The following is a 23,948-nucleotide window of genomic DNA, read 5'->3' on the forward strand; positions in this document are numbered from 1 at the left end:
GTGGAAAATCTGTTTTATTCGGTTGAGTGTTGAACGCTTTGAAGTAGAACATTATCAGAACAAACCTGAGGGTTGATATGCGAATTGTCTCACTTTTCAGCGGCGCTGGCGGTCTCGATTTGGGGTTAATCCAAGCAGGGCATGAGATCGTATGGGCTAACGATTTCGACGAAGATTGTGTCAAAACATATCGGAAGAATATTGGCGACCACATCGTCCATGGTTCGATTGAGAATATTCCGTCTAGCGAAATCCCCGATGCCGATGTCGTGGTCGGCGGCTTCCCATGCCAAGGCTTCTCACAAGCCAATATGCTCCGCTTTGAAGAGGATGAGCGTAATCGGCTTTACTTAGAATTCTTCCGCATCATCAAGGACAAGCGACCAATGTGGTTTCTTGCCGAAAATGTGCGCGGTATTCTGAGCCTTGCTGGGGGTAAAGCAATTGAGAAAATCGAAAGCGATTTCGCGGCTGCAGGCTACCGTGTCCAAAAGCGATTATTCAGTACGGCCAACTATGGTGTGCCGCAAACCAGAAATCGCGTCATCATTGCAGGAACGCGAAACGATTTGCCACTGTCGTTCGATTATAAATACCCAGAGCCAACACATTCGAAAAAACCTGTCGGCAATCAACTGCCTTGGGTGAGTATCGGAGAAGCATTGGCACATTTGCCCGAACCCGAAGCTGCGCCAGAAATTCCTAACCATGAATATTCGAAGTATAAGGTTACTAATCGTAATTTCACAGGACACCGCACCACAGATGCAACAAAGCCTTCTCCTACCATTTTAGCACGGGGGAACGGGAAGGGAGGGGTGTGCGCTATCCAGCACCCCAACAACCATCGGCGTATGTCGATACGCGAACAGGCTATCATCCAAACCTTCCCTGAGGATTTTGAATTTGTTGGACGAATGAACTCTTGCTACCGACAGGTAGGCAATGCCGTTCCAGTGCTTTTTGGCAAGCACTTGGGCGATGTTTTGAACGAGTATAAGATTAGCGATAGGCTGGCATTATGAAAATAATTTCACTTTTTAGTGGGGCAGGAGGTCTCGACCTTGGCCTCATTCAGGCTGGACATGAAATTGTCTGGGCGAATGATATTTTTATTGATGCTGTCGAGACCTATAAACTCAATATCGGAGATCATGTTGATATTCGCGATATATCCGATATTCCGTCTAGCGAAATCCCCGATGCCGATGTCGTGGTCGGCGGCTTCCCATGCCAAGGCTTCTCGGTCGCGAATTGGGGAAGAACGGTCGGCGATAGCCGTAACCGCCTTTATCGAGAAATGGTGCGGGTCGTGTCCGAAAAGCGACCGCGATTCTTCGTTGCGGAAAACGTCAAGGGTCTAGTGTCACTAGGTAAAGGGGCGGTTCTCGAAAATATCATAAAAGACTTCACCGAGGTGGGATATCGCACCTGCTGGAAAGTTCTAAACTCCGCCGACTACGGCGCACCCCAGAAGCGGATGCGTTTTGTGATGCTAGGGATTCGAGAAGACTTAGACGACAACGGCGTTAGTTTTCCTCCTAAGGCTACACACCAGTCTCCTGACGCAAAAGAGAAGCAAGCTGGTCTAAAAAAATGGCTGACAGTTGGTGAAGCGTTAGCGCACATTCCTGAGCCTGAAAATGCCCCGCACATTCCGAACCATGAATACTCGAAGTATAAGCTGCGCTTTAATGGTCATTTAGGACATCGCAGAATTGACCCCAACTTACCCGCTCCAACGGTTACAGGTCGTGGCGACGAAAAGGGCGGAGTAGTCGTATTGCACCACCCCAATAATCATCGGCGTATGTCCGCGAGGGAGTTGGCAGCGGTTCAATCTTTCCCCGATGACTTTGTGTTTAAGGGAACAAAAACTTCTGCCTATCGGCAGATAGCGAACGCCGTTCCCCCTAAATTGGGGCTAGCCATCGGCAAAATGCTGGCGGCCAATGAAGCTTTAGCCGAGTGCGAGTTCGAGGCCGCTGAATGACCGCCCCTGCGAAACCCTTTGATACCTATGCATGGAAGTGGTTGAGTTTTGCTCCTACTGAAAATTTACTGCAGGTTCCTGTTTTTCTTGGAGTTTTGCGTGCGTTGTCGCGTCACGAAGGTGCCGCTAAGAGTTCCAATGAAGTATGTCAGGAGCTTCAAATGCTGGAAGTCCAGCTTGACCGCTTTCTAATAAACGACCGTGGACAGAGAATTACTTTAGCTCGGGATGAACGCCGTAACCTCTTCAGAAATTCTGGTCAGTATTGGACCGGCACAGGGTTGTTGAAGCCACTTCGCGGAGTTGTAGAGTTAACACCGCTTGGTCGCAGAGTGGCAAGTGGCCAAGTCACGAGTGATGAGTTTGCAGCACTCATGGTTCGGAACACTGTGCTACCCAACCCACAAACCTATTCCGACGCAGAAATAGCGAAGTGGAGAGAAGCGGGCCTGCGGATAAAGCCGTTTGAGCTGATATTATCCATCATGGACAAGCTGGGGCGTTCTTCGGGGCTTTCACAAGCATATCTCACGCCGAACGAGCTTATCGAAATAGTCATCCCTTTGGCGGGAGCTAAAGCATCTCCCGATAAGATCACGGAAGCGGTAGCGTTGTATCGCATTGGGCAGCTCGACATTTCCGATTTCCCCGATTGTGCGCCAGAGGCAAATGACAAAAGATTGGCAAGGGAATTTCTGCTTTTCCTCGAAAACTTCGGCATTTGCCAGGCAGATGAAAACGCAAGCCGCTATGAACAGCGCTTCATGCTCGATGCGGTCTTTGCTCTGGCAATAGCTCCCGATGAACAAGTCTCGTTCCTCGAAGATAGCCAACGCACCGACGACGAAGTGGACACTTCTAGGGATTCCGAAATTCCAATTATTATTGAACGGCGGCGTGTGGCGACCAGTCTTATCCGACGCCCCAATCAAAGCCGTTTTAGAAAAGACGTGTTGCGAGCTGCTGAAAATCGGTGTGTTCTGACACAAGAATCAACATCCGATGTAATCGAAGCCGCTCACATTATCCCGGTGGGGCATGGTGGCACTGATGCCGTAGGCAATGGGCTATGTATGCGGGTGGATATTCATAGGCTTTTCGATAATGGTAAAATACGCATCGCTCCTGATGGTGCGGTCAAACTCAATGAGCAAATTGCCGAAGCACTAAGCTACCGGGATTTGCCGCAAAATATCAATTTCCCTAAGAATGTCGGCTTGGAAAATATCGAGTGGCGAGTGAAGTATTTGTAGAAGCCCAAACTCACTCCCACCCATCATCCTTGATCGACCGCCAGCGCGGGTTTTCCTCTGCGGGCACCTCCAACGCCTTGCGTTTGCCCCAGCCGGGCGGGGGTAGGGTGGGGGTTTCCTCCGGTCTGCCGCCTCTTTTGCGCAATTGCACGGCGCGTTCGATCTCGGCTTGTTCTGCGGCGATATCCGCTTCGCTGGCGAGGTGGGCGGGCATCTGAACCCCGCGTTTCAGGTCGCGGGCGCGCAGTTCCTCGTATCGGCGGTAGGTTTCGCGGGTTTCGGGCGACAGGGTTTTCCATTCGGCGGCGCGGCGGGCCTCTATGCTCTGGCGCAGTTCTTCCAGCTTGGCATCGATGATCTGGCGGGCGCGTTGGGCGGCCTCCATCCTGTGCTGCGGGCTGGCGGGTGCCTGATCCGCATTCTGGCCTGCGTGCTGCTCAGCCTCCCATTCCTTGCGCCATTCCTGCCGCCACTGTTTTTTCAGCCGCTTCAGTTCCATCTTGCCGACCGCGTTCAGCGATTTGGCGCTGCCTTCCGCGAACCGTTCAGGCGCGCGGTTCCTCAGCATGAACATCAGCAGCCGGTCGTTCACCACGCGGCGGGTGCCGACCAGCTTGCCATAGGAATAGACCGGCACCTCCACCCCGTTCAGTGCGCGGTCCATCGCGGTGTCCTCTATCCGCTGCACGCCCAGATCCAGCGCGGCCTGCCATGCGGCGCGGAAGCTTTCGGCGCCCGGCTGGCGGCGCAGATAATATGCGCCGGGCTGGCTCATATCCACCGCCTTGCACGCGGCGTGGACGCTGCCGGTGTCGGCCAGCGCCTCGATAAAGGCGCGCTGGCGCTGTTCGGTCCAGCCGTCATGCCGGTTGCCCTGGCGCGGGACGGGGGTGAAATCGGGCAGCTGGCCGGCATTGTGAAGGGCGAGGGGCGATGTGCGGGAGGTGCGGGGATCGGTGCGGCGCGTCATGCGCGGGGGCAAAGCACGGCGCGCAGTGTGTAGGACAGCGGTTTGTGCAGGCGGGCTGATTTCCACGTCTTTGCGCGCGGGCGGCCCAGACTTCACTTGGCGTTCAGAAAGCCAGTGGCTATAGGCAGCGCATGATTACGACATCGCGCCGCTCGCTCAAGTTGACCCTCACTGCAGCCATGGTTGCCGGTTCCACCCTGCTCAGCGGGTGTGCGGCGTTTGGCGGCGGCGGGGACGACGGCACCGATACAGCCTATGTCGCGCGCGATGTGGAATCGCTGTATTCCGAGGCGAAGCGGCGGCTGGAAAGCGGCAACACCAAACTCGCCGCGGCCCTGTTTGACGAGGTGGAGCGTCAGCACCCTTATTCGCCGTGGGCCCGCCGCGCGCAGCTGATGAGCGCGTTCTCCTATTACTCGGCCCGCGATTACAACAAGGCAGTGGCAAGCGCGCAGCGTTTCCTGTCGATCCATCCGGGTAACAAGGATGCGCCCTATGCCTATTACCTAATCGCTCTCAGCTATTACGAGCAGATCAGCGATGTGCAGCGCGACCAGAAAATCACCGAGCAGGCGCGTGTCGCGCTGACCGAAGTGAACCGCCGTTTCCCGCAGAGCGAATACGCCGCCGATGCGCGCCTCAAGCTTGACCTGGTGAACGACCACCTCGCGGGCAAGGAAATGGAAATCGGGCGGTATTACCAGCGTTCGGGCCGCTGGCTCGCGGCGCAAATCCGGTTCCAGAACGTGGTCGACAATTTCCAGACCACCAGCCACGCACCCGAAGCGCTCTACCGTCTGACAGAAAGCAGCCTCGCGCTGGGCATCCCTCAGGAAGCGGTGAAATATGCCGCTGTTCTCGGTGCAAACTATCCGGGCAGCGAATGGTACGACAAGGCCTATGACCTTGTGCAGGACGAGGCCCCTGGCGCAACCGCCGGCTAAATAGCCGCACACGCCCGTTTTTATTGCATTGCAGGCGCCGCGAAAGGCGCCTGCTCGCTTGGCTCAGGTCGGCGCGCGCAGGCCGGTAACGGCCCGCATTTGCGGCAGGTTGCCCCCGGTTATCGACAGGCGCTGCCCGCGCGCTTGCATTTGCCCCTTGGCCCGATAAACACGACCCCAGAGGACGCGTCTGCATTCTTATGACGCTGGGGTCGCATTGAACTATAAAATTCGAGAATCGCTCTTTGGCCTGATTTGTGCCGCCGCGCTTGCGTTTGTGCTTGGTGCGGCAATTTTTGTGCCAGGCGCATCTGCACAAGTGGTGCCATCGGTCCTCGAAGAACTGCGGCTGGTTACGCAGGACGAAGGCTCCGCCAAATTCATCCTGCGCTTTTCGCCCGCCGAACCGCGCGTCGCCACCGTCGACCGCGACCCCAATCGCCCGGAGCTGGTCATGGCGACCACGCTCAAGACCGGCCGAATTGCCTCGCGCCAGACCTATCGCGGGCTGGTGCGATCGCTCCAGTTCGAGACGCAGGGAAGCAGCCTCGTATTACGGTTCAGCACTGCATTGCCTTCCACGATCCGGGCAGAACGTATGGGCGCAAACTCTATTCAGGTCAGCGTCGACCGGGTTTCCGAGGAAGAAGTGCTCGGCAGCCGGCCGATCGGTTCTGCCGGCGAGGATGTCGTTCCGCAGCAGGAACTCAGCCGCGGACCGATCGATGCCTATCAGCCGGGCGATGCCTATGAGCTGGTGTTCCTGAAATATGCGGATGTTTCCGAAGTGGTCGGGCTGCTGGCCGAGGGTGTTGAGATTTCGCCCAACGATGTCTTCATCCGGCGCGAGCCGGGCTTTGGATCGCCTGCCGCCAACCAGCAAACAAGCTATATCGGTGCCCCGCAGCAGGCAGAGCGTGAAAGCGTTCCCTTGGGGAAGAATTTCGGCAACGGCCTGGCGGTCGACCGCCGGCTGAACGCGATCTGGATAACCGGCACGCCGGACAGGATCGACCGGGTGAAACGTCAGATCGAGCTTATCGACGTGCCCGTAGACAGCGTGATTCTGGAAACACAATTTGTCGAACTGACCGAAACCGGGGCGCGCAATCTGGGGCTCGATCTGAACAATCAGAACGGCCAGATCGGCGTTGGCACGCTGACGACTGGATCATTCCTCCCGTTTGGCATCGATCCGAACGATGTGCTGCCTTCGGGCGTGCTCCAGGCTGCGATTTATGCGCAGATCCAGAAGGGAGAGGGGCGCATTGTTTCCCGTCCGCGCATCGCCGCACAAAGCGGTTCGACGGCAAAGATCATCACCGGAGACGCGCTGCCCATCCTGACATCCATCCAGCTTTCGGGCGTCAACGGCGTTTCGCAGCAGGTGCAGTATGTTAATGTCGGCGTGACCCTGCAGATCGCGCCGCGGGTCAGCAGCGACGGTTACATCACGTCCAAGATTTACGGCGTCGTTTCCAGTGTGACCGGCTTCTCGCAAGGCTATCCCACCATCAGCCAGCGCGAGGCAGAGACGAGCGCTTCGGTACGCGACGGGGAAACTTTCGTCATCGGCGGGCTGACGCAGGAAAACGTCCTGACCACCAAATCGAAGGTTCCTCTGCTGGGGGATATACCGCTGGTGGGAAATCTGTTCCGGAACGAACGTTCGACCAGCACGAAGACCGAACTCTATATCGTCATAACCCCGCGGATTGTGCGCCACCGGCGTTTCGAAGATCAAAGGTCAACGGGCGATTCAGTTGAACAGGAATTGGAGCCAGAGACGGCCGGATATTGAAGCAGTAAGTCGCTGCCCTCCTGAAAAATACAATATTTCCGATTGATCCGCCTCTGGTGAAGTTTAGCCTTGCTTGGCATTTGCCGATATACTGGCATCGTTACTTGTCCGTAAACTATTGCCTCGATTGATTATTCACGGTTTTCCAAATTAATTTGGAATTAAGCGTAATTTACACTCGACAGGGAAATATTCTTCGATACGTTCACTGACTTCAGCCGTTCCGGGTCGCGGGCGGTTGTAGGGACTGAAAACGTACTGGAGGGTACAATAATGAACTTCAAAACTCTCGCCGTGGTCGCGGCGTTGCCGCTAGTTGCGATGGCTACGCCGGCGCAGGCTCAGAAGGCGGGCGACAAGATCGCCAACAGCTATATCTGCGTATTCAATGGCAAGGTATCTCGCGGCAACGCCCGTGCAGAAGCGCAACGTTCGGCACAGGCCGAACAGGCCCAGCTCAAGCATGTCTACAGCGTCGCCCTGCGCGGCTTCGCGGTCAATGCCGCGCCGCAGGCGGTTGCCAACATGCAGCGCAACAACGCCAACATTGCCTATTGCGAGCAGGACCAGGTCGCCACGGCGATCCAGTTCCGCGGCCAGAAGGGCAAGCCGGGCGGCGGCGGCGGCGGTAGTCAGCCGGCGCAGGAAACTCCGTGGGGTATCGCCCGCGTTAACGGCGGCGGCGCAGGTAACTTTGCAACCGCATGGGTAATCGACAGCGGCATTCAGCTCGATCATCCCGATTTGAACGTCGATCTGGCTCGTTCGGCCAGCTTCCTCAGCCGGGGCGATGCGAATGACCAGAACGGTCATGGAACCCATGTTGCCGGCACCATTGCTGCGATTGACAACAATATCGGCGTGATCGGTGTTGCGCCGGGTGCACCGGTTGTCTCGGTTCGCGTGCTTGACCGCCGCGGTTCGGGTTCGTTCTCAGGCGTCATCGCCGGGATCGATTATGTCGCGCAGTATGGCCGTCCGGGCGATGTTGCCAATATGAGCCTTGGCGGCGGTGTCAGCGATGCGCTGGATACGGCAGTCGTCAACGCAGCAGCTGGCGGTGTGCGTTTCGCACTGGCTGCCGGTAACGAAAGCGACCACGCAAACAACCATTCGCCAGCCCGTGCAAATGGCCCGAACGTGTTTACCGTTTCGTCCTTTGCGATTGGCGATAACTGGTCCAGCTTCTCCAACTTCGGCAACCCGCCGGTTGATTTTGCTGAGCCGGGCTCGTCGATCAAATCGACCTGGACCGGTAGTGGTTACAACACCATCTCCGGCACCTCGATGGCCACCCCGCATCTCGCAGGCATCTTGCTGCAGGGCGCGGTTGGTAACGGTGGCCGCGTGAACGGCGATCCAGACGGCAATGCCGACACGATCGGTGTCGTAAACTAAGTTAGCCGAAAAGCTGAATTGATCGGGGCGGTCCATGCGAAAGCGGGCCGCCCCTTTCTTATGTCAGGCAGCTAGTCTGACCGGGCGAAAAGATTGTTTGCAAACCGTCCTTGGCATCGTGACGCGCGGTTTTCATTCGGCTACAGCTTGCAGGGTCTATGCTGACCCAGCTTTCCATTCGTAACATCGTGCTGATCGAGGCGCTGGACCTGCAATTTGCGGGCGGTCTTGGTGTGCTGACCGGTGAAACCGGGGCTGGCAAGTCGATCCTGCTAGATGCTCTTGGCCTCGTGCTCGGCAACCGTGCCGATAGCGGTCTTGTTCGTGCCGGCGAAGAACAGGCCAGCGTAACGGCCACGTTCGAATTTGCAGCGGTACCCAAATCGATATCGCAGGTGCTGGACGATGCCGAGGTAGAGATCGAACCGGGCGAACCGCTGATACTGCGCCGCCGGGTCAAGGCCGATGGTGGTTCCAAGGCATTCGTAAACGACCAGCCGGTTGGCGTGGCACTGCTGCGCGAAATGGCGGGCGCGTTGGTCGAACTGCATGGTCAACATGATGATCGCGGCCTCGTAAACCCACGCGGGCACCGGATGCTGCTCGATCGATATGCCGGGGCAAACACCGGCGCTGTCGCGGCAGCATGGGGCGAATGGCGACAGGCGATGTCTGCGCTGGAAGAAGCCAAGGCTTCGATCGTCCAGGCAAAAGAAGATCAGGATCTGCTGATCGCGCATCTCGCCGAACTGACCGAACTGCAGCCCGAAGTGGGCGAGGAAGCGCGCCTGGCCGGATTGCGTGCCGACATGCAGAAGGGCGAGCGGCTGCAGGGCGAACTGGAAGATTTGCGCAAGGTTTGGGACGGGTCCAACTCGCCGCTTGCCTCGCTGCGCAGTGCCGCACGCAAGCTGGACCGGATTGCGGAAGAACATCCGCTGTTGTCCGATGCGCTGGCCTCGCTCGATCGTGCGGTGATCGAGGCGGGGGAGGCAGAGGAAAAGCTGACCGAAGCCGGTTACCAGCTGATCCACGATCCAGCCGCTCTTGATGATGCGGAAACACGGTTGTTCGAACTGCGGGCGGCAGCGCGCAAGCATCGCTGCGACGTCGACACGCTGCCCGAACTGGCGCGTGAAATGCGCGCCCAGCTTGACGCCATCGAAGGCGGGGAGGCTGGCATTGGCGCGCTTGAAAAAGCGGCTGGCGCAGCGGGCGATGCCTACCGCGAAAAGGCAGGCGCATTGCACGAAGCGCGGGTTAAAGCTGCGGCCAGGCTGGACAAGGCGGTTGCTGCAGAACTGGCGCCGCTGAAACTGGATGCCGCACGGTTTAAAACTTCGGTTGAACAATTGCCGGAAGAACGCTGGGGCGCGAGCGGGATGGACGGGGTGGAATTCCTGATCGCGACCAATCCGGGTGCCGATTTCGCCCCGCTGGGCAAGATTGCATCGGGCGGCGAGCTGTCCCGCTTTATCCTGGCGCTGAAAGTCGCGCTGGCGGAAAAAGGCGGCGCGGCGACAGTGATCTTTGACGAGATCGACCGCGGGGTCGGCGGCGCGGTGGCCAGCGCTATTGGCGACCGGCTGGCACGGCTGGCGTCCGGTGGGCAATTGCTCGCCGTAACGCACAGCCCGCAAGTGGCCGCCCGGGGCGGTGAACATTACATGATTGCGAAGTCATCCGAGGGCACCGTTACCCGGACCTCGGTCGGCTTGCTGGATGCGGGTCAGCGCAAGGAAGAAATCGCGCGAATGCTGTCGGGTACCGAGGTGACCGATGAAGCACGGGCGCAGGCAGACAGGCTTTTGGAAGGGGTGTAAATGCCGGACATCACCGAAGCCGAAGCCGCCAATGAACTCATGCGTCTGGCCAGACAAATTGCGCGGCATGACGAACTGTATCATGCCAAGGATGCGCCGGAAATTTCCGATGCGGAATATGATGCGCTGGTGCGCCGAAATGCCGAACTGGAGGCGCAGTTTCCGCATCTTGTGCGGCCCGACAGTCCCTCGCAGAAGGTCGGGCACCAGATCGCAGCATCACCGCTTAGCAAGGTCCGCCACGAAGTTCGCATGATGAGCCTCGACAATGCATTCGCGGACGAGGAAGTGGCGGAGTTTGTCGCCCGTGTCCGGCGGTTTCTTGCATTGCCAGAGGACGCGGCGATCGCCTTCACAGCGGAGGACAAGATCGACGGGCTATCCTGCTCGCTGCGCTACGAAAACCGCAAGTTGGTGCGCGCGGCGACCCGCGGGGACGGGCAGGTTGGCGAAGATGTGACGCCCAACGTTGCGCATATCTCCGACATACCGCAGCAATTGCCTGCCGACGCGCCTGACGTATTCGAAATTCGCGGCGAGGTTTACATGGCGCGCGCCGATTTTGCTGCACTGAATGCGGCGCAGGAGGCAGCCGGGGGGAAATTGTTCGCCAATCCGCGCAACGCAGCTGCCGGTTCGCTGCGCCAGAAAGATGCCAGCGTCACGGCGAAACGCCCGCTGAAATTCTGGGCGCATGGCTGGGGCGATGTGTCGCAAGTGCCGGGCGCGACGCAGGTCGATGTGGTGGAGCAGCTGGCCAAGTGGGGCGTGCCGGTTTCACCGCTGTTCCAGCGCTGCGAAACTCTCGACCAGATGTTCGCCGCCTACGCTGCGATTGCGGCGGCGCGCGCTGACCTGCCTTATGAAATCGACGGAGTTGTCTACAAGGTCGACCGGCTCGACTGGCAGCAAAGGCTTGGTTTTGTGACCAAGTTTCCGAGGTGGGCCATTGCCCGCAAATTTCCTGCCGAACAGGCCGAAACCACGCTCGAAACCATCGACATCCAGGTTGGCCGGACAGGGAAGCTGACCCCGGTCGGCCGCCTCGCGCCGGTGCTGGTCGGCGGGGTCACGGTGACCAACGTAACGCTGCACAACAAGGACGAGATCGAGCGACTGGGCGTTCGGCCCGGTGACCGGATCAAGGTCCAGCGCGCCGGCGATGTTATCCCCCAAGTGGTCGAGAACCTGACCCGCGATGAACAGCGCGAACCCTATGTCTTTCCCGACCATTGCCCAGAATGCGGCAGCGAAGCCGTGGCGGAGGAGGGCGAGGTCGATGTGCGCTGCACCGGCGGGCTGATCTGCCCGGCACAGCGGACCGAGCGGCTGAAGCATTTCGTCAGCCGAGCGGCGCTGGATATCGACGGGCTGGGCGAGAAAACCATCGACCAGTTCTTTGCGCTTGGCTGGCTGGAAAGTCCGGCAGATATATTCCGCCTGCACCAGCGCAAGGAAGAGATTCTCGCGCTTGAGGGGTGGCAGGACAAGTCTGTGGAGAAACTGTTGGCATCGGTGAAAAACCGCCGCCAGCCCGATGCTGCGCGGCTGTTGTTCGGCCTCGGCATTCGGCACGTAGGCGCGGTGACCGCACGCGATTTGCTGAAATATTTCCACGAATTGCCCGCAATCCGCGATGCCGCGCAGAAAGCCCGCGCCGGTGACGAAGAAGCCGCCAGCCTGCTGACCAGTATAGACGGGATCGGCGGCGCGGTGGTCGAGGCATTGGGCGATTTTTTCCATGAACCGCATAACGTTGCGGTTTGGGAAGACCTGCTGAGCGAAGTCAGCCCGCCGCGTTACGAAGTTGAAACGCTGGACAGCCCGGTGGCCGGCAAAACCGTGGTGTTCACCGGCAAGCTGGAAACCATGAGCCGGGACGAGGCCAAGGCACAGGCCGAACGCTTGGGGGCGAAAGCTTCCGGTTCTGTCAGTGCCAAGACCGATCTGCTGGTTGCCGGACCCGGCGCGGGCAGCAAGCTGAAAAAAGCGCAGGATCTCGGGATTGAAACGATTGACGAAGCAGGCTGGGCCGAAATCGTAAAGGCCGCAGGCTGACGGATATTGTCGCAAGGGGGAATACATGCAGATCTCAGAAGCACAGAGCGATCTGAGCCGCGCCTATACGGGCGGCGGACCGGGTGTAATCATCTCGGGCCTGATCTGGACGGCGGCCTGGCTTGCTGAAACGCGCGCCGGGATCGCGACCGGATTTGGAGTGCTCTTTTTTGGCGGGATGCTGATCTATCCTGCGGCGCTGCTTGTGAACCGCGTGTTTCTGAAGCGCGCGAAGGAATTGGCAGGCAATCCGGGCGGGCCACTGGTGATGGAATCGACCATCGCGATGATCGCCGGTCTGTTCGCGGCGTGGCTGTTTCTGAAATATGACCCGGCGCTGGTCATGCCGCTGTCGGCGATCATGGTCGGGACGCACTATTTTGCGTTTAGAACCGCCTATGGAGACAAGCTGTTCTGGCTGCTTGCTGCGCTTGTCACGGTCGCAGGCTTTGCAGGGATTTACAGCTTCGTACCGCTTCCCGGCGGAGTGACATTGACGGTCGCGATTATCGAAGTGCTGTTCGGCGTGTTCCTGACATGGCGCAATCTTCGATGAGGCGGAGGGCGCGAAACAGCTGATCGCTGATCTCGCGTCCGAAAACCGCTGCAAATGCCGTGCCGGCAATAGCTCAAGCGTAAGAGCATCTGGCGACGACCGGCTGGAAAGTATTGGGGGCGGGCGGATTTGGAATGCAAGTTCCAATGATCCCCTGTTTAAAGCCAGACTTGGGATCTATGGTCACGCAGAACTTGCCGAAGGTTCGATCCTTGGCAATCCGGGATGAAAGGGCTGAACAGCTAGTGCTTACCGAAACACATCCGCAGGCGCTCCGAATTGCTGGCTTGCTACGCGAACGCGGGGAGAAGATCGCTGTGGCCGACGGGGCGACAGGCGGGCTGATTGCGGCCTCGCTGCTAACCGTGCCGGGTGCGCTGGATTTCTTTGTCGGGGGCGGGGTGGTCTATTCCTTCCGCGCGCGGGACGTGCTGTTTGCCCAGCCGCGCGAAGCCTATCAGGGGATGCGCGGCGCGAGCGAGGAATACGCATTGCTACAGGCGCGGTCCATTCGCGACAATTTCGGGGCCGATTGGGGCATCGCCGAAAGCGGTTCGGTAGGGGGCAGCACACACCCGACTGGCGCCCCCGCCGGGCGCAGCTGTGTCGCCATCGTCAGCCCGGATGCAGAATTCGTGTCAGTATCCGAGACCGGCAGCAACGACCGGATTGCCAATATGGAGGATTTCACCCGCGCCGCATTGGCTGCGCTCGAGAAAGCACTGGCTGGCTGAACGGCTGACTGCCGGGCGGGTTGAAGGACCCGCCTCAGTCGTTGGGCATCAGGTGAATCTCGCGAATGGCCGAGGTTTCTGGCTGCTCGACCGCGAACATCACCGCGTTTGCGACATCTTCGGGCTGGAGTTTTTCCGGCTTTGGTTCGTCGAAGAACGGCGTGTTGACCATTCCCGGCGAAATCACCGTGCAGCGCCCGCCGAATTCGCGCATTTCCTCTGCCAGATTACCGGCAAATCCGTGCACGAACCATTTGGTCGCGCTGTAGATCGAGCCTTTGAAATGTTCGCGGCCCGCCTTGGAGCCAGTGACGACGAAATGTCCCTTGGTCTTGCGCAGTTCAGGCAAGGATGCGTGAGCCGTATAAAGCACCGCGAGAATGTTCAGGTGGATCATGTCGTGCCATTCGTCGGGATCGCCCTTTTCCACGCCGGGTGTGTTTACCCCGGTGCCAGCATTGGCAAACACGGCATCGAGGCCGCCGAATTTTGCAACGGTCTGGTCCACTGCGTCTTTCACCGCAGCCCGGTCTGTCACATCGCATTCGACAGCCAGCGCGCAATCGCCGATTTCATCCGCCAGCTGGTCAAGCTTGTCTTTCGAACGGGCGAGCAGGGCGACGTTCCAGCCTGCTTTGGCAGCGGCGCGTGCGGTGGCGGCGCCGATGCCGGTGGATGCGCCGGTGATGAGAAGTGTCTTGGTCATGAAAAGCTCGCTGGTTTGATGTGATCGGTTACATCATCAAACCCTGCGGGCGGCTGCGGTTCCTGATCCTGTGCTGCGAAGGCGCGGGGGAACCTAGTTTACGGCGGCTTCGCCCGTAACCGTTTCGCCCTGGCGGCTGGTGACCTTGCGGAATTCTTGCCTGTAGCGCGGATGCTCGGTTCCCATCCAACGGTCCCACCATGTGAAATACAGCCCGAAATTGTAATTGCCGCTGGAATGGTGGAGGTCGTGATGCGTGGTCGTGTTCCACCACTGAGTGACGCGGTTATCGACCCAGCCGCGCGGATAAATCTCGATGCCCGCATGGCCAATCACGTTGCGGATGATCATGTGCCACAGGAACAGGAAGATCGCGAAACCGACATAGGTGATGCCCAGCAAGCTGGTTGCGAGCAGGAACAGGGGCACGAAGGCAGCCTCCGTAATCGCCTCCCAAGTGCTGAAACTGTAGGCTGCCCACGGCGTGGGGGTGCGCGATTTGTGATGATGCAGGTGGGTCGCCTTGAACAGCTTACGGTGATGCAGGCCGCGGTGCATCCAATAGAAATACGCATCATGCGCGATCACCATCACCGCGGTCTGCCAAGCCAGGGTGAGAATCGAGAATTCCTGGATCGTGAAGTTGACCAGCCCGTATTCGCGCATAACCAGCGTGCTGATTGTGGTCACTCCGAAGAAGAACACCGTGCGGATGGAGGAGAAGAACTCGCGCGTGTAATCCTGCCGTTTCGCCCGGCGGTTCTGGATACGGCGGACTTCCAGCCAACGCCCGCCTGCCCACAGGATCGCGGTGAGCACGCCCGCCGCGATCAGGTACCGCGACAGGTCGAAATACATCGCGTGCATCATGTGCTCGCCGATTTTGCTTAGAAGTGTCTGCTGCGCCGCGTTCATTGATTGCTCCTGCAGGCATCCTGCGCGGTTAATCCTGAAAACTCAATGAAGAACGCCGGTCTGGCAGTTGCGGCGACGTTCATCGTTCCAGCGGCGGAACCCATTTCATCACCCCGGCGGCAAAGGGTGTCCACCAACCGGTCCTGATGCCGGCCTGCGCCAGAGTGTCGCTGACCCACTGATTGCAGGTGTTGCCGATGTGATAGGTGCCCGGTGCATCATAGAACACGTCCTGCCCGCCATAACCGGGATATCGCCCGCGCTCGGCAACAGGCAGGACGTTCTTCTCCACCGCGCCGACAAGGCGCGCATATTGCGCGCGGCTGATGGTCAGCGGGCGAATGTTGGATGCAGGGGCGGGGCGCACATAATGGGCGATATGCAGCAAACCATCACCGCCGGTTGCCGCGCCGATGACCGTGGACGGCGTTATGTCGGCCCATGTGGGCGTGTTTAGGAAAACCTCGCGCTCTCCCCAACTAGCAGAGACGTGGGTGTAACCGGCCAGATCGAATTTCAGATCGCTGGTCGGGAAATGGGTGCGCCAGTTCTTCTGATCGGTGATCGCCGGCATCACGATTGCGGTGTGGACACCGTTGGTCTCGATCAGGATTGTCACCCCGTCATCGGCCTCTTGCCAATCGGCGTTGCGGGGGACGGAACTGCCGATCCAGGCGCTGGCCATGAACAGCCCGGCCACCAGCGCAAGCCAGGCGGCGGAGTTGCGCGCTATGCCTAGGGCCGTTTTCAGCCGGTTGTCCGCTTGCGCAGCCACAATATTGACCAATCCCCGTTTACCAGCCGCTTGGCGAGGCGGAAGCCTGCGCGCCTGTAAGCCCGCCGCACGGTTTGTTCCTGTTCGGTCAGCAATCCGGCCAGCAGGATATGCCCGCCAGCAGGCACGCTGGCTGCAAAGCCGGGGGCAAGTTCCACCAGCGGCCCGGCCAGAATGTTCGCGATCAGTACATCGTATGGGCCGCGCGCCTGCAGCAGCGGATGCTCCATCCCGTCGGCTATGATCATGGTCAATTCGCCCGCGCGGTGCCCCATGACAAAACCGTTCGCTTCCGCATTGCTTTCCACCACACCGGTGCAGACCGGATCGATATCGCTGGCGGTCGCGTGGGCGCGGGGCCACAGATCGAGCGCGGCAAAGGCCAGCAGTCCGGTGCCGGTGCCGATGTCCGCCACATTGCGCGCGGTTACGCCGCTGCTTTTCATCAAGGTAAGCATCGCGAGACATCCGGCGGTCGTTTCATGCTGTCCGGTGCCGAAAGCCTGGCTGGCGGGGATCACGAAACTGGTCAGGTCCCCGTCTTCGCTGGGCGGGTGATCGGGGGTGTGGACGTGGAACCGGCCGGCGGTGATCGGTTCGACCCCCTCCTGACTAAGCGTCAGCCAGTCCTGATCGTCCAGTTTCTCGACCGAAAGTGCGGGGGCCTGACCGGCGAACAACGCCTTGATCGCCTGTTTGTCGGCGGCGCCGGGCCTGCGCGGATACCACGCCTCGAGCATCCAGTCGTCGGGTTGATCGTCTGCGATTTCGCATCCGGATAGAACCACTTCGGGGTCCCAGTCGAGCGCGTCGTCATGCGCCAGCAAAGCGCCCTGGATCAGCGGCTTCTTGCCGTACGCGGTGACCTTCCAGCTATCCGCCATTTGGTGCGCCCATTTCGCTGTCCAGCCGTTCATCGAGGCGCGTATTGATGCTGTCGGCATAGCGCTGGCAAGCTGACGGATCGACAAGCCCTTTGCCGCTTTCGATCTTGCGCACCATGTCACTTGCGGATGGATGCGGGGTCAGCAGAATCTCGCAATCGAGCGCGGCGACACGGCCCAGCGCTTGCCGGTAATTGCCAAGATAGGCTGCGTGGTCGCTAAATTTGTAACCCTCGCGGCTGACGGGGGACAGGCTGTCGGCATAGACGATCGACCGGCAATCGCTCCCCTCGCATGATCGCCATGCCCAGCTGAGCGCGCCGGGGCTGTGGCCCGGCGTTTCGATTGCGGTCAGTTCAAGGCTGCCCAGCGTGATGACCTCGCCGTCCAGAACCAGAGTGTTGGCTGCGACCGGGGTCATCGGCTCGTGAGTGCCGTATTGCGGGTCATCCTCCGAAATGATGCCGCTGCCGAGCACCTCTGCCGCTTCCAGCGAGGTTACGACGCGCGCATTGGTCAGTGCCTGTATTGTCGCATGGCCGCCGACATGGTCGAAATGTTCGTGGCTGTGCAGCAGAATATCGATTGCTGCCGGATCGATGCCGAGCGAACGGATATTCGCCGCGATGAGATCTGCGCCCGCCTCTGTTCCGCTGTCGATCAGAATGTGGCCCTCGTCACCCGTGATCAGGATCGCCGAGATCCCGCAGGTACCCACATAATAGGTTCCGCCGTGAATCTGAAACGGTGGGGCGGGCTTGTCCCAATTGTCCCACCGTTCGCATTCAGCCGCCCAGGCGGCCTGGTCAGCGGGAATCTCCGTCAGGGCAGGAGAGTTGATCGCCGATGCGTTAGCGCATGAGGCGAGCAGGGATGTTCCTGCCAGAAGAGCGAGCGAGGCGAGTTTAGCGTACATAGCTGGCACCATTGGCATCGATTGTGGTCCCGGTCATGCTTTCCGGTGCGTCGAGCGCACAATAAACCGCGATATTGGCGATTTCGTCAGGCTGCGCCACACGGCCTAGGGGTATGTCTGCGAGCAGGCCGGGGCCGCCGCGGCTCTCCAGATAGTCGCCGGCCATCGCGGTGTCGGTAAATCCGGGCGTGATGGCAAAGCTGCAAATCCGGTCCTTGGCATAGGCGCGTGCGATGGTCTTGTGCATCGCCAGCATTCCGCCCTTGGCAGCTGCGTAATGCCAGTGTGTCGGGCTGTCGCCGCGGTGGCCAGCGCGGCTGGCGATGTGCACGATCCGGCCCGGAACGCCGCGTTCCTGCCAGTGGCGCACGGCAAAGCGCGAAAGCTGCGCGGATGCAGTCAAATTGATGCGCAGTGTTTCCTCCCACGCGTCGAGCCATTCGATATCCGAACAATCGAGCGGGCATCCCTTGAATAGTCCGGCATTGTTGATCAGCACATCGATGGTGCCGCCGGATTTTTCCAGCGCTTCCTGCCACAATATCTGCGGTGCAGGCGGCTGGGCAAAGTCCGCGCCGATGGTGCCGGAACCCGATGCCTTGCTGGCGTGGCCGACAACGTTGATCGATTCTGCAGAGGGTCTTGCTTCAAGCTGGCTGCGGATCGCCGCGCCGATGCCGCGGCTCGATCCGGTAAGTAAGATGTGCGTCATGCAAACCCTATCCGAAAATTTGCAAGGGAAGTCCACGCTGTCTGCCTTGTTTCATGCACACATTGCGCTAAGGGGATGGGCTCACGTCGCGCTGCACAGGCGATGCGCGGGGCAAACAGGGACTTACCGGATAGGCTTATGTCGAACAGACCACTCTCACCGCACCTCTCGATCTGGAAATGGGGCCCGCACATGCTGGTCTCGATCCTTCACCGCGTTACCGGTGACGGGATGGCGATTGTCGGCCTTGGCATCTTGCTCTGGTGGCTCGGTGCGCTGGCCAGCGGCCCGGAAGCCTATGCGACTTTCCAGGGCTGGGTCTGGGCCGATTTCGGCGCGCTGAGTTTTAGCGGTGCAGAGATCCTGTCCTCGATCGTGAAGATCCTGCTCAAAGTCGTGCTGATTGGCCTGTCCTGGGCATTCTTCACGCACCTTTGTTCCGGTCTGCGCCACTTCGTGCTGGATATCGGCGCGGGGTATGAACTGGACGCAAACCGCATGTGGTCCATCGCCAGCCCGATCATCGCCATTCTGCTGACCGCCGCCTTCTGGGCCGCGATCATCCTGCTCTGAGGAATTGAACCATGGGTAACGGAACCTCCATCGGTAAAGTGCGCGGGCTCGGCTCTGCACACGAGGGCGCGCATCACTGGCTGGTCCAGCGCTTCACCGCGATCGGCAATGTCGTGCTGAGCATCTGGCTGATGGCCAGCTTCATCCTGCTGCCTGACCTGTCTTACGAGACGGTCAGTTCCTATCTGGCGGGACCGATCCCGGCGACTGCGATGGTGCTGCTGATCATCAGCGTATTCTGGCACGCGCGCCTCGGTCTGCAGGTTCTGGTCGAAGATTACGTTCACACGGCGGGCAACAAGTTCGGCGTGCTCGCACTTCTCAATCTCGCAACGCTTGGCGGAGCCGCATTCGGTATCTTCTGCGTTGTCCGTCTCGCTCTCGGAGGAGCCGCATAAATGGCTGACGCCGCATCACAAGCACCGGCTTACAAGATCATCGACCACCTCTATGACGTCGTCGTCGTGGGGGCTGGCGGTTCGGGCCTGCGCGCCACCATGGGCAGCGCGGAAGCCGGTCTTAAGACCGCCAATATCTCCAAGGTTTTCCCGACCCGTTCGCACACGGTTGCAGCGCAGGGCGGCATTGCTGCCTCGCTCGGCAACAACACGCCGGACCATTGGTCGTGGCACATGTACGACACCGTAAAGGGTGCCGATTGGCTGGGCGACCAGGACGCAATCGAATATCTCGCGCGGGAAGCGCCAGCGGCGGTTTACGAACTGGAGCACGCAGGCGTTCCGTTTTCGCGCAATGAAGACGGCACCATCTATCAGCGCCCGTTTGGTGGCCACATGCAGAACATGGGCGAGGGGCCTCCCGTCCAGCGCACCTGTGCCGCAGCCGACCGTACCGGTCACGCCATGCTGCACGCGCTGTATCAGCAGAGCCTGAAATACGATGCGGACTTCTTCATCGAATACTTTGCGCTCGACCTGATCATGAACGAAGGCCGCTGCGTCGGCGTGATCGCGATGTGTCTGGACGATGGATCGATCCACCGTTTCCGTGCGCAGAACGTCGTGCTGGCAACCGGCGGTTATGGTCGCTGCTATTTCACTGCGACCTCCGCACACACCTGCACCGGTGATGGCGGCGGCATGGTGCTGCGCGCCGGACTGCCTTTGCAGGACATGGAATTCGTGCAGTTCCACCCGACCGGTATCTACGGCGCAGGCGTGCTGATCACCGAGGGTGCCCGCGGCGAAGGCGGTTACCTCACCAACTCCGAAGGCGAGCGTTTCATGGAACGCTATGCCCCGTCGGCCAAAGACCTCGCATCGCGCGATGTCGTCAGCCGTTCGATGGCGCTGGAAATGCGCGAAGGACGCGGTGTTGGCCCCGATGGCGATCACATTTATCTGCACCTCGATCACATCGATCCGAAGGTTCTGGCAGAACGTCTGCCGGGCATCACCGAAAGCGGCAAGATTTTCGCCGGTGTCGACCTGACCCGGCAGCCATTGCCGGTAACCCCGACAGTCCATTACAATATGGGCGGTATCCCCTGTAACTATCACGGTGAAGTCGTGACCATCGGCGCAGACGGAAACCCCGATACGGTGGTTCCGGGCCTGTTTGCTGTGGGCGAGGCTGCCTGTGTTTCGGTGCACGGCGCAAACCGCCTCGGTTCGAACTCGCTGATCGACCTCGTGGTGTTCGGCCGCGCGACCGGTCACCGCCTGAAGGAAATTACCAAGGCTGGCGCGGCGCAGGCCGAACTGCCCAAGGACAGCGCCGACCTGGCGCTTGGCCGTCTGGATCATTTCCGTCACGCGGATGGCGGATCGCCAACTGCGGAAATCCGTGCCGACATGCAGAAGACAATGCAGAAACACGCTGCCGTTTTCCGTGACAGCGCGCTGATGTCTGAAGGCGTCAAGCAGCTCGCCGACACCTACAAGAAGATGGACGACATCAAGGTGTCGGATCGTTCGCTGATCTGGAACAGCGACCTTATCGAAACGCTGGAACTCGACAATCTGATTGCTCAGGCAAGCGTGACCATGTCATCGGCTGAAAACCGCAAGGAAAGCCGCGGCGCCCACGCGCACGAGGATTTCCCCGATCGCGATGATGCCAACTGGATGAAGCACACTGCAGCCTGGTTCAACGGCTGGGGCGGTAAGGGAGGCGAGGTCAAGATCGACTACCGCCCGGTCCACGAATACACGCTCACCGACGATGCGGAATACATCAAGCCGAAGAAGCGGGTATACTGATCCTTGGCTAATCGCTTGTCTGATGCTGCCCACACGGCAAACATGTCGTGAAATCGGGCAGGAAGGCGGCGCTTGAAAAACGCCTTGCTGGATACTGGCGGATGGAAGTCGCGAATGCCGTGTTCATTCCGTCAGCAATGCTGTTTGTTGCTATCTCGGAGGACACCCGGATCGGGCTCTTGTCGGGCATCGCAATCATCCCGATGTCCGTGCTGCTGCTGCTAGGCGGGTTTTACTGGCGCGGCAAAATGTTGAAGATGCAAGGCAGGCCCGGCCCTCTTCGCCAGGTCCTTGCATGGGCGGACAGGCTGCAATGGATCCTGCTAATCTTGGTGATAGCGGCAGGTATCGCGGTCGCGGCGGCGTGGGTATCACCTGCCATTTCAGCGTCGCTTGCTGATCGCATATGCGCCACGATAGCCGCGGTTCTGGCCGGGCTCGAATACATCAATTACTACCACCGGCAGCTCCAGCATTTCGATCATTTTTCAGATTTGAAAAAGCTTTTCTCGGGCCAGGGCTTTCGCCCTGCGCAAATGGCTGTCGACCTCAAGCGTTTCCGCATAGCAGGCTAACACCTCATGTCGTTCGACGAGCGGCAATGTGCGTTCATCCAGGCTTCATGTTTACAGACGTAGTCGTAATGGCTACAGATGTAATCGAAGAAGGGAGACGGTTACGTGGCGTTGCCGAAAGATGAAAAGCCCGAACGGATAAGCGAAGCCGAACACGCGGTGATGGAGGTGCTGTGGGAACGCAGCCCGCTGACCGCGACCGAAGTTTGCGATGTGGTCTGCGAGCAGCGCGACTGGAGCCTGGCGACAGTGAAGACGCTGCTATCACGTCTGGTGGCGAAACAGGCTGCGGCAACAACCCCCGACGGGCGCCGCTTCCTCTATTCACCGGCAATAGAGCGCACCGCCTATACCGGCGCAGAATCGCGCAGGCTGGTTGACCGGTTATTTGGCGGCAGGGCAGCGCCCCTGTTTGCACAGCTGGCCGAGGCTGAAGCGCTGAGCGAGGATGATCTCGCTGAAATGGAAGCTCTGCTGAAGGAGCTGCGCAAATGACCGGCGAATTTCAGTCGTTTCTGTTCGACACGCTCGTTTGGACCGCTGCGCTAATCGCTCTGGTCCTTGTTCTTCGCAGGCCGGTGGCGCGGTATTTCGGCCCGCACGCGGCCTATGCCTTGTGGTTTCTGCCACTGGCCCGCCTTGTCCTGCCGCCCATCGTGCTGCCCGCATGGCTGGCACCAGCCGAACCGCTGCCGGCGGCAGAAACGTCGCAAGGCAGTTTCACGTTTATTCCGGCCGGCCCGGCAGAGGCATCGTCTACGTTGGCAGCGGCCTCCGCACCGATTGACTGGTCGCTGCTGGTGCTGGGCATCTGGCTGCTCGGGGCTGCGGTGTTTCTGGTTGTCCGCTTCGGATTCTATTTCCGGATGCGTGATGAATTGCTGGAAGATGCGCGCCCGGTGGGAGAGGCTGGCCGCATCCGCCTTGTCGAAACGCCTGCGACCAAGTCCCCTGTCGCATTCGGCGTTTTCGACAAGGTCGTGGCGCTCCCCACCGGTTTCATGGCGCGCAGCAATCGCAGGGAACGCGATCTGGCGCTGGAACACGAGTTTGCCCATCACGGTGCGCACGACCTGCTGGTGAACGTGATGATCCAGCCGCTGTTTGCGCTGCACTGGTTCAATCCGCTCGGCTGGCTTGGCTGGCGTGCAATGCGCCGTGATCAGGAAGCCGCCTGCGATGCCCGCGTCATTGCGTCTCGCGGGGAGGGCGAAAAAGCCGCCTATGCCTCCGTGATCGCCAGTTTCGCGGCCAGCGCCAATGCGCCGCGTCCGATTTCACTCGCTGCACCGATGGCCTGTCCGGTCATTGGCGAAAAAAGCATAATCCATCGTCTGAGGAGCCTGACTATGTCTGATATTTCAACCCGCCGCCGCATCGCAGGGCGTGCGCTGATCGGTGCCGCACTGGTGGCGCTGCCGCTTACTGCATCGGTCAGTTACGCAGAATCGATAACCACGCCGAACCCGCCGCCTGCGCCGGTCGCACCGGCTGCGCCAGCGGCCCCGGCGATTGGCGGGATCGCTCCGCCTGCGCCGCCGGTTCCTCCAGCACCTCCTTCGGCGCTGGCTCTGCAAGCCGGACCTGAGGCGGCAGATGATGGAAAGCACGTTTACGTGATCCGCGAAGTTGAAAAGGACAAGAACGGCAAGGACGTCGGCCGGGAACGCAAGGTTATTCGCCATATCGAAGGCGATCATGAACTCTCCAAAGAAGAACGTGAGGAAATGATACGCGAATTGCGCGAAGAGCTGAGCGAAGTTGATGTCGAGATCGAAGAGGCGATGAAGACCTATCGCGAAGTGATGATCGAACTGCAGGACGAGAAGGGCGACATGACCAGGATCGAAGCCGACTGCAAAGCCGGCGGCGGTGCGGGCGAGGTCACCGGCAAGGATGGTCACAAGATCGTAAAGCTGTGCACCAGCGAGATCATGGCAAATGCGCTGACCGGCCTGAAAGAAGCGCGCAAGGCCATCGCGTCAAACCCGGAAATGCCCTCTGAAATGCGCGCGGAAGTGCTGAAAGCGCTTGATGAGAAGATCAAGGCCTGGAAGGCAAAAAGCTGACCGCAGCATCAGCAGGAATCAAAAAGGGCGGGGGTCTGACCTCCGCCCTTTTTGTTTGACCGGACTGAACA

General features: G+C 59.6%; 23 protein-coding genes. 16 read left to right on the forward strand and 7 right to left on the reverse strand.

Going from position 1 to position 23,948, the window contains the following annotated elements:
- Positions 1-77: 77 nt before the first annotated feature.
- Genes PO778_RS03240 through PO778_RS03250 form a run of 3 tightly spaced genes read left to right on the forward strand, consistent with a single transcriptional unit; the run spans position 78 to position 3,246 of the window.
- Complete coding sequence (locus PO778_RS03240; protein ID WP_271438580.1) at positions 78-1,025, forward strand: DNA cytosine methyltransferase; 948 nt, start codon at positions 78-80, stop codon at positions 1,023-1,025.
- Complete coding sequence (locus PO778_RS03245) at positions 1,022-1,993, forward strand: DNA cytosine methyltransferase (RefSeq protein ID WP_271438581.1); 972 nt, start codon at positions 1,022-1,024, stop codon at positions 1,991-1,993. Before PO778_RS03240 ends, PO778_RS03245 begins: the two co-directional genes overlap by 4 nt.
- The gene (locus tag PO778_RS03250) at positions 1,990-3,246 is read left to right on the forward strand and encodes an HNH endonuclease (protein ID WP_271438582.1); all 1,257 of its coding nucleotides are present in this window, start codon (positions 1,990-1,992) and stop codon (positions 3,244-3,246) included. Before PO778_RS03245 ends, PO778_RS03250 begins: the two co-directional genes overlap by 4 nt.
- Positions 3,247-3,256: 10 nt before the next feature.
- On the opposite strand, the gene PO778_RS03255 is transcribed toward PO778_RS03250, so the two are convergent.
- On the reverse strand, positions 3,257-4,216 hold the full coding sequence (locus tag PO778_RS03255; protein WP_271438583.1) for a hypothetical protein: 960 nt from the start codon (positions 4,214-4,216) through the stop codon (positions 3,257-3,259).
- A gap of 131 nt (positions 4,217-4,347) precedes the next feature.
- Here PO778_RS03255 and PO778_RS03260 point away from each other — a divergent pair, with 131 nt between their 5' ends.
- The 7 genes from PO778_RS03260 to PO778_RS03290 all read left to right on the forward strand — a co-directional run bounded on the left by PO778_RS03260 (position 4,348) and on the right by PO778_RS03290 (position 13,530).
- Positions 4,348-5,160, forward strand: a complete 813-nt coding sequence (locus PO778_RS03260; RefSeq protein ID WP_271438584.1) for an outer membrane protein assembly factor BamD — start codon at positions 4,348-4,350, stop codon at positions 5,158-5,160.
- Positions 5,161-5,458: 298 nt separating this feature from the next.
- Positions 5,459-6,961: a type II secretion system protein GspD gene (locus tag PO778_RS03265; protein WP_271438585.1), complete on the forward strand. Its 1,503-nt coding sequence runs from the start codon at positions 5,459-5,461 to the stop codon at positions 6,959-6,961.
- A 273-nt stretch (positions 6,962-7,234) separates the two neighbouring features.
- Entirely contained in the window at positions 7,235-8,359 is a 1,125-nt protein-coding gene (locus tag PO778_RS03270; protein WP_271438586.1) for a S8 family serine peptidase, read from the forward strand.
- Positions 8,360-8,517: 158 nt separating this feature from the next.
- Positions 8,518-10,182: a DNA repair protein RecN gene (recN, locus tag PO778_RS03275; RefSeq protein WP_271438587.1), complete on the forward strand. Its 1,665-nt coding sequence runs from the start codon at positions 8,518-8,520 to the stop codon at positions 10,180-10,182.
- A complete protein-coding gene (gene ligA, locus PO778_RS03280; RefSeq protein ID WP_271438588.1) occupies positions 10,183-12,240 on the forward strand; it encodes an NAD-dependent DNA ligase LigA in 2,058 nt (685 codons plus the stop codon).
- 25 nt (positions 12,241-12,265) lie between these two features.
- The gene (locus PO778_RS03285) at positions 12,266-12,796 is read left to right on the forward strand and encodes a DUF7010 family protein (protein ID WP_271438589.1); all 531 of its coding nucleotides are present in this window, start codon (positions 12,266-12,268) and stop codon (positions 12,794-12,796) included.
- 245 nt (positions 12,797-13,041) lie between these two features.
- A complete protein-coding gene (locus PO778_RS03290; protein ID WP_271438590.1) occupies positions 13,042-13,530 on the forward strand; it encodes a CinA family protein in 489 nt (162 codons plus the stop codon).
- A gap of 34 nt (positions 13,531-13,564) precedes the next feature.
- Here PO778_RS03290 and PO778_RS03295 read toward each other — a convergent pair whose 3' ends face one another.
- From PO778_RS03295 to PO778_RS03320, 6 genes are all read right to left on the reverse strand, one after another.
- Positions 13,565-14,236: an SDR family oxidoreductase gene (locus PO778_RS03295; RefSeq protein WP_160729667.1), complete on the reverse strand. Its 672-nt coding sequence runs from the start codon at positions 14,234-14,236 to the stop codon at positions 13,565-13,567.
- Positions 14,237-14,329: 93 nt separating this feature from the next.
- On the reverse strand, positions 14,330-15,151 hold the full coding sequence (locus tag PO778_RS03300; RefSeq protein WP_271438591.1) for a sterol desaturase family protein: 822 nt from the start codon (positions 15,149-15,151) through the stop codon (positions 14,330-14,332).
- Positions 15,152-15,230: 79 nt separating this feature from the next.
- Positions 15,231-15,926, reverse strand: coding sequence for a DUF2459 domain-containing protein (locus PO778_RS03305; RefSeq protein ID WP_271438592.1), 696 nt, complete (start codon positions 15,924-15,926; stop codon positions 15,231-15,233).
- Positions 15,899-16,843 (reverse strand): 50S ribosomal protein L11 methyltransferase, encoded by a 945-nt coding sequence (locus PO778_RS03310; RefSeq protein WP_271438593.1) that lies wholly within the window; start codon positions 16,841-16,843, stop codon positions 15,899-15,901. Before PO778_RS03310 ends, PO778_RS03305 begins: the two co-directional genes overlap by 28 nt.
- Positions 16,800-17,726 carry a subclass B3 metallo-beta-lactamase gene (bla, locus tag PO778_RS03315; RefSeq protein WP_271438594.1) on the reverse strand — a complete coding sequence of 309 codons (927 nt, stop codon included), beginning with the start codon at positions 17,724-17,726 and terminating at the stop codon, positions 16,800-16,802. The genes PO778_RS03310 and bla overlap by 44 nt, the downstream gene beginning before the upstream one ends.
- Entirely contained in the window at positions 17,716-18,438 is a 723-nt protein-coding gene (locus PO778_RS03320) for an SDR family NAD(P)-dependent oxidoreductase (protein ID WP_271438595.1), read from the reverse strand. The genes bla and PO778_RS03320 overlap by 11 nt, the downstream gene beginning before the upstream one ends.
- 138 nt (positions 18,439-18,576) lie before the next feature.
- Between PO778_RS03320 and sdhC the strand changes: the two genes are divergently transcribed.
- The 6 genes from sdhC to PO778_RS03350 all read left to right on the forward strand — a co-directional run bounded on the left by sdhC (position 18,577) and on the right by PO778_RS03350 (position 23,877).
- On the forward strand, positions 18,577-19,011 hold the full coding sequence (gene sdhC, locus PO778_RS03325; protein ID WP_271438596.1) for a succinate dehydrogenase, cytochrome b556 subunit: 435 nt from the start codon (positions 18,577-18,579) through the stop codon (positions 19,009-19,011).
- Between the two features lie 11 nt (positions 19,012-19,022).
- The gene (sdhD, locus tag PO778_RS03330; RefSeq protein ID WP_160729672.1) at positions 19,023-19,409 is read left to right on the forward strand and encodes a succinate dehydrogenase, hydrophobic membrane anchor protein; all 387 of its coding nucleotides are present in this window, start codon (positions 19,023-19,025) and stop codon (positions 19,407-19,409) included.
- A complete protein-coding gene (gene sdhA / locus PO778_RS03335) occupies positions 19,410-21,233 on the forward strand; it encodes a succinate dehydrogenase flavoprotein subunit (RefSeq protein WP_160729673.1) in 1,824 nt (607 codons plus the stop codon). It abuts the gene before it with no gap.
- Between the two features lie 47 nt (positions 21,234-21,280).
- Positions 21,281-21,808 (forward strand): hypothetical protein, encoded by a 528-nt coding sequence (locus tag PO778_RS03340; protein WP_271438597.1) that lies wholly within the window; start codon positions 21,281-21,283, stop codon positions 21,806-21,808.
- A gap of 105 nt (positions 21,809-21,913) precedes the next feature.
- Positions 21,914-22,303 carry a BlaI/MecI/CopY family transcriptional regulator gene (locus PO778_RS03345; RefSeq protein WP_271438598.1) on the forward strand — a complete coding sequence of 130 codons (390 nt, stop codon included), beginning with the start codon at positions 21,914-21,916 and terminating at the stop codon, positions 22,301-22,303.
- Positions 22,300-23,877 (forward strand): M56 family metallopeptidase, encoded by a 1,578-nt coding sequence (locus PO778_RS03350; protein WP_271438599.1) that lies wholly within the window; start codon positions 22,300-22,302, stop codon positions 23,875-23,877. Before PO778_RS03345 ends, PO778_RS03350 begins: the two co-directional genes overlap by 4 nt.
- The last annotated feature ends 71 nt before the right edge of the window (positions 23,878-23,948 follow it).

The sequence above is a fragment of the Pontixanthobacter luteolus genome, assembly GCF_947494915.1.
GTDB classification, from domain to species: Bacteria; Pseudomonadota; Alphaproteobacteria; order Sphingomonadales; family Sphingomonadaceae; genus Pontixanthobacter; species Pontixanthobacter luteolus.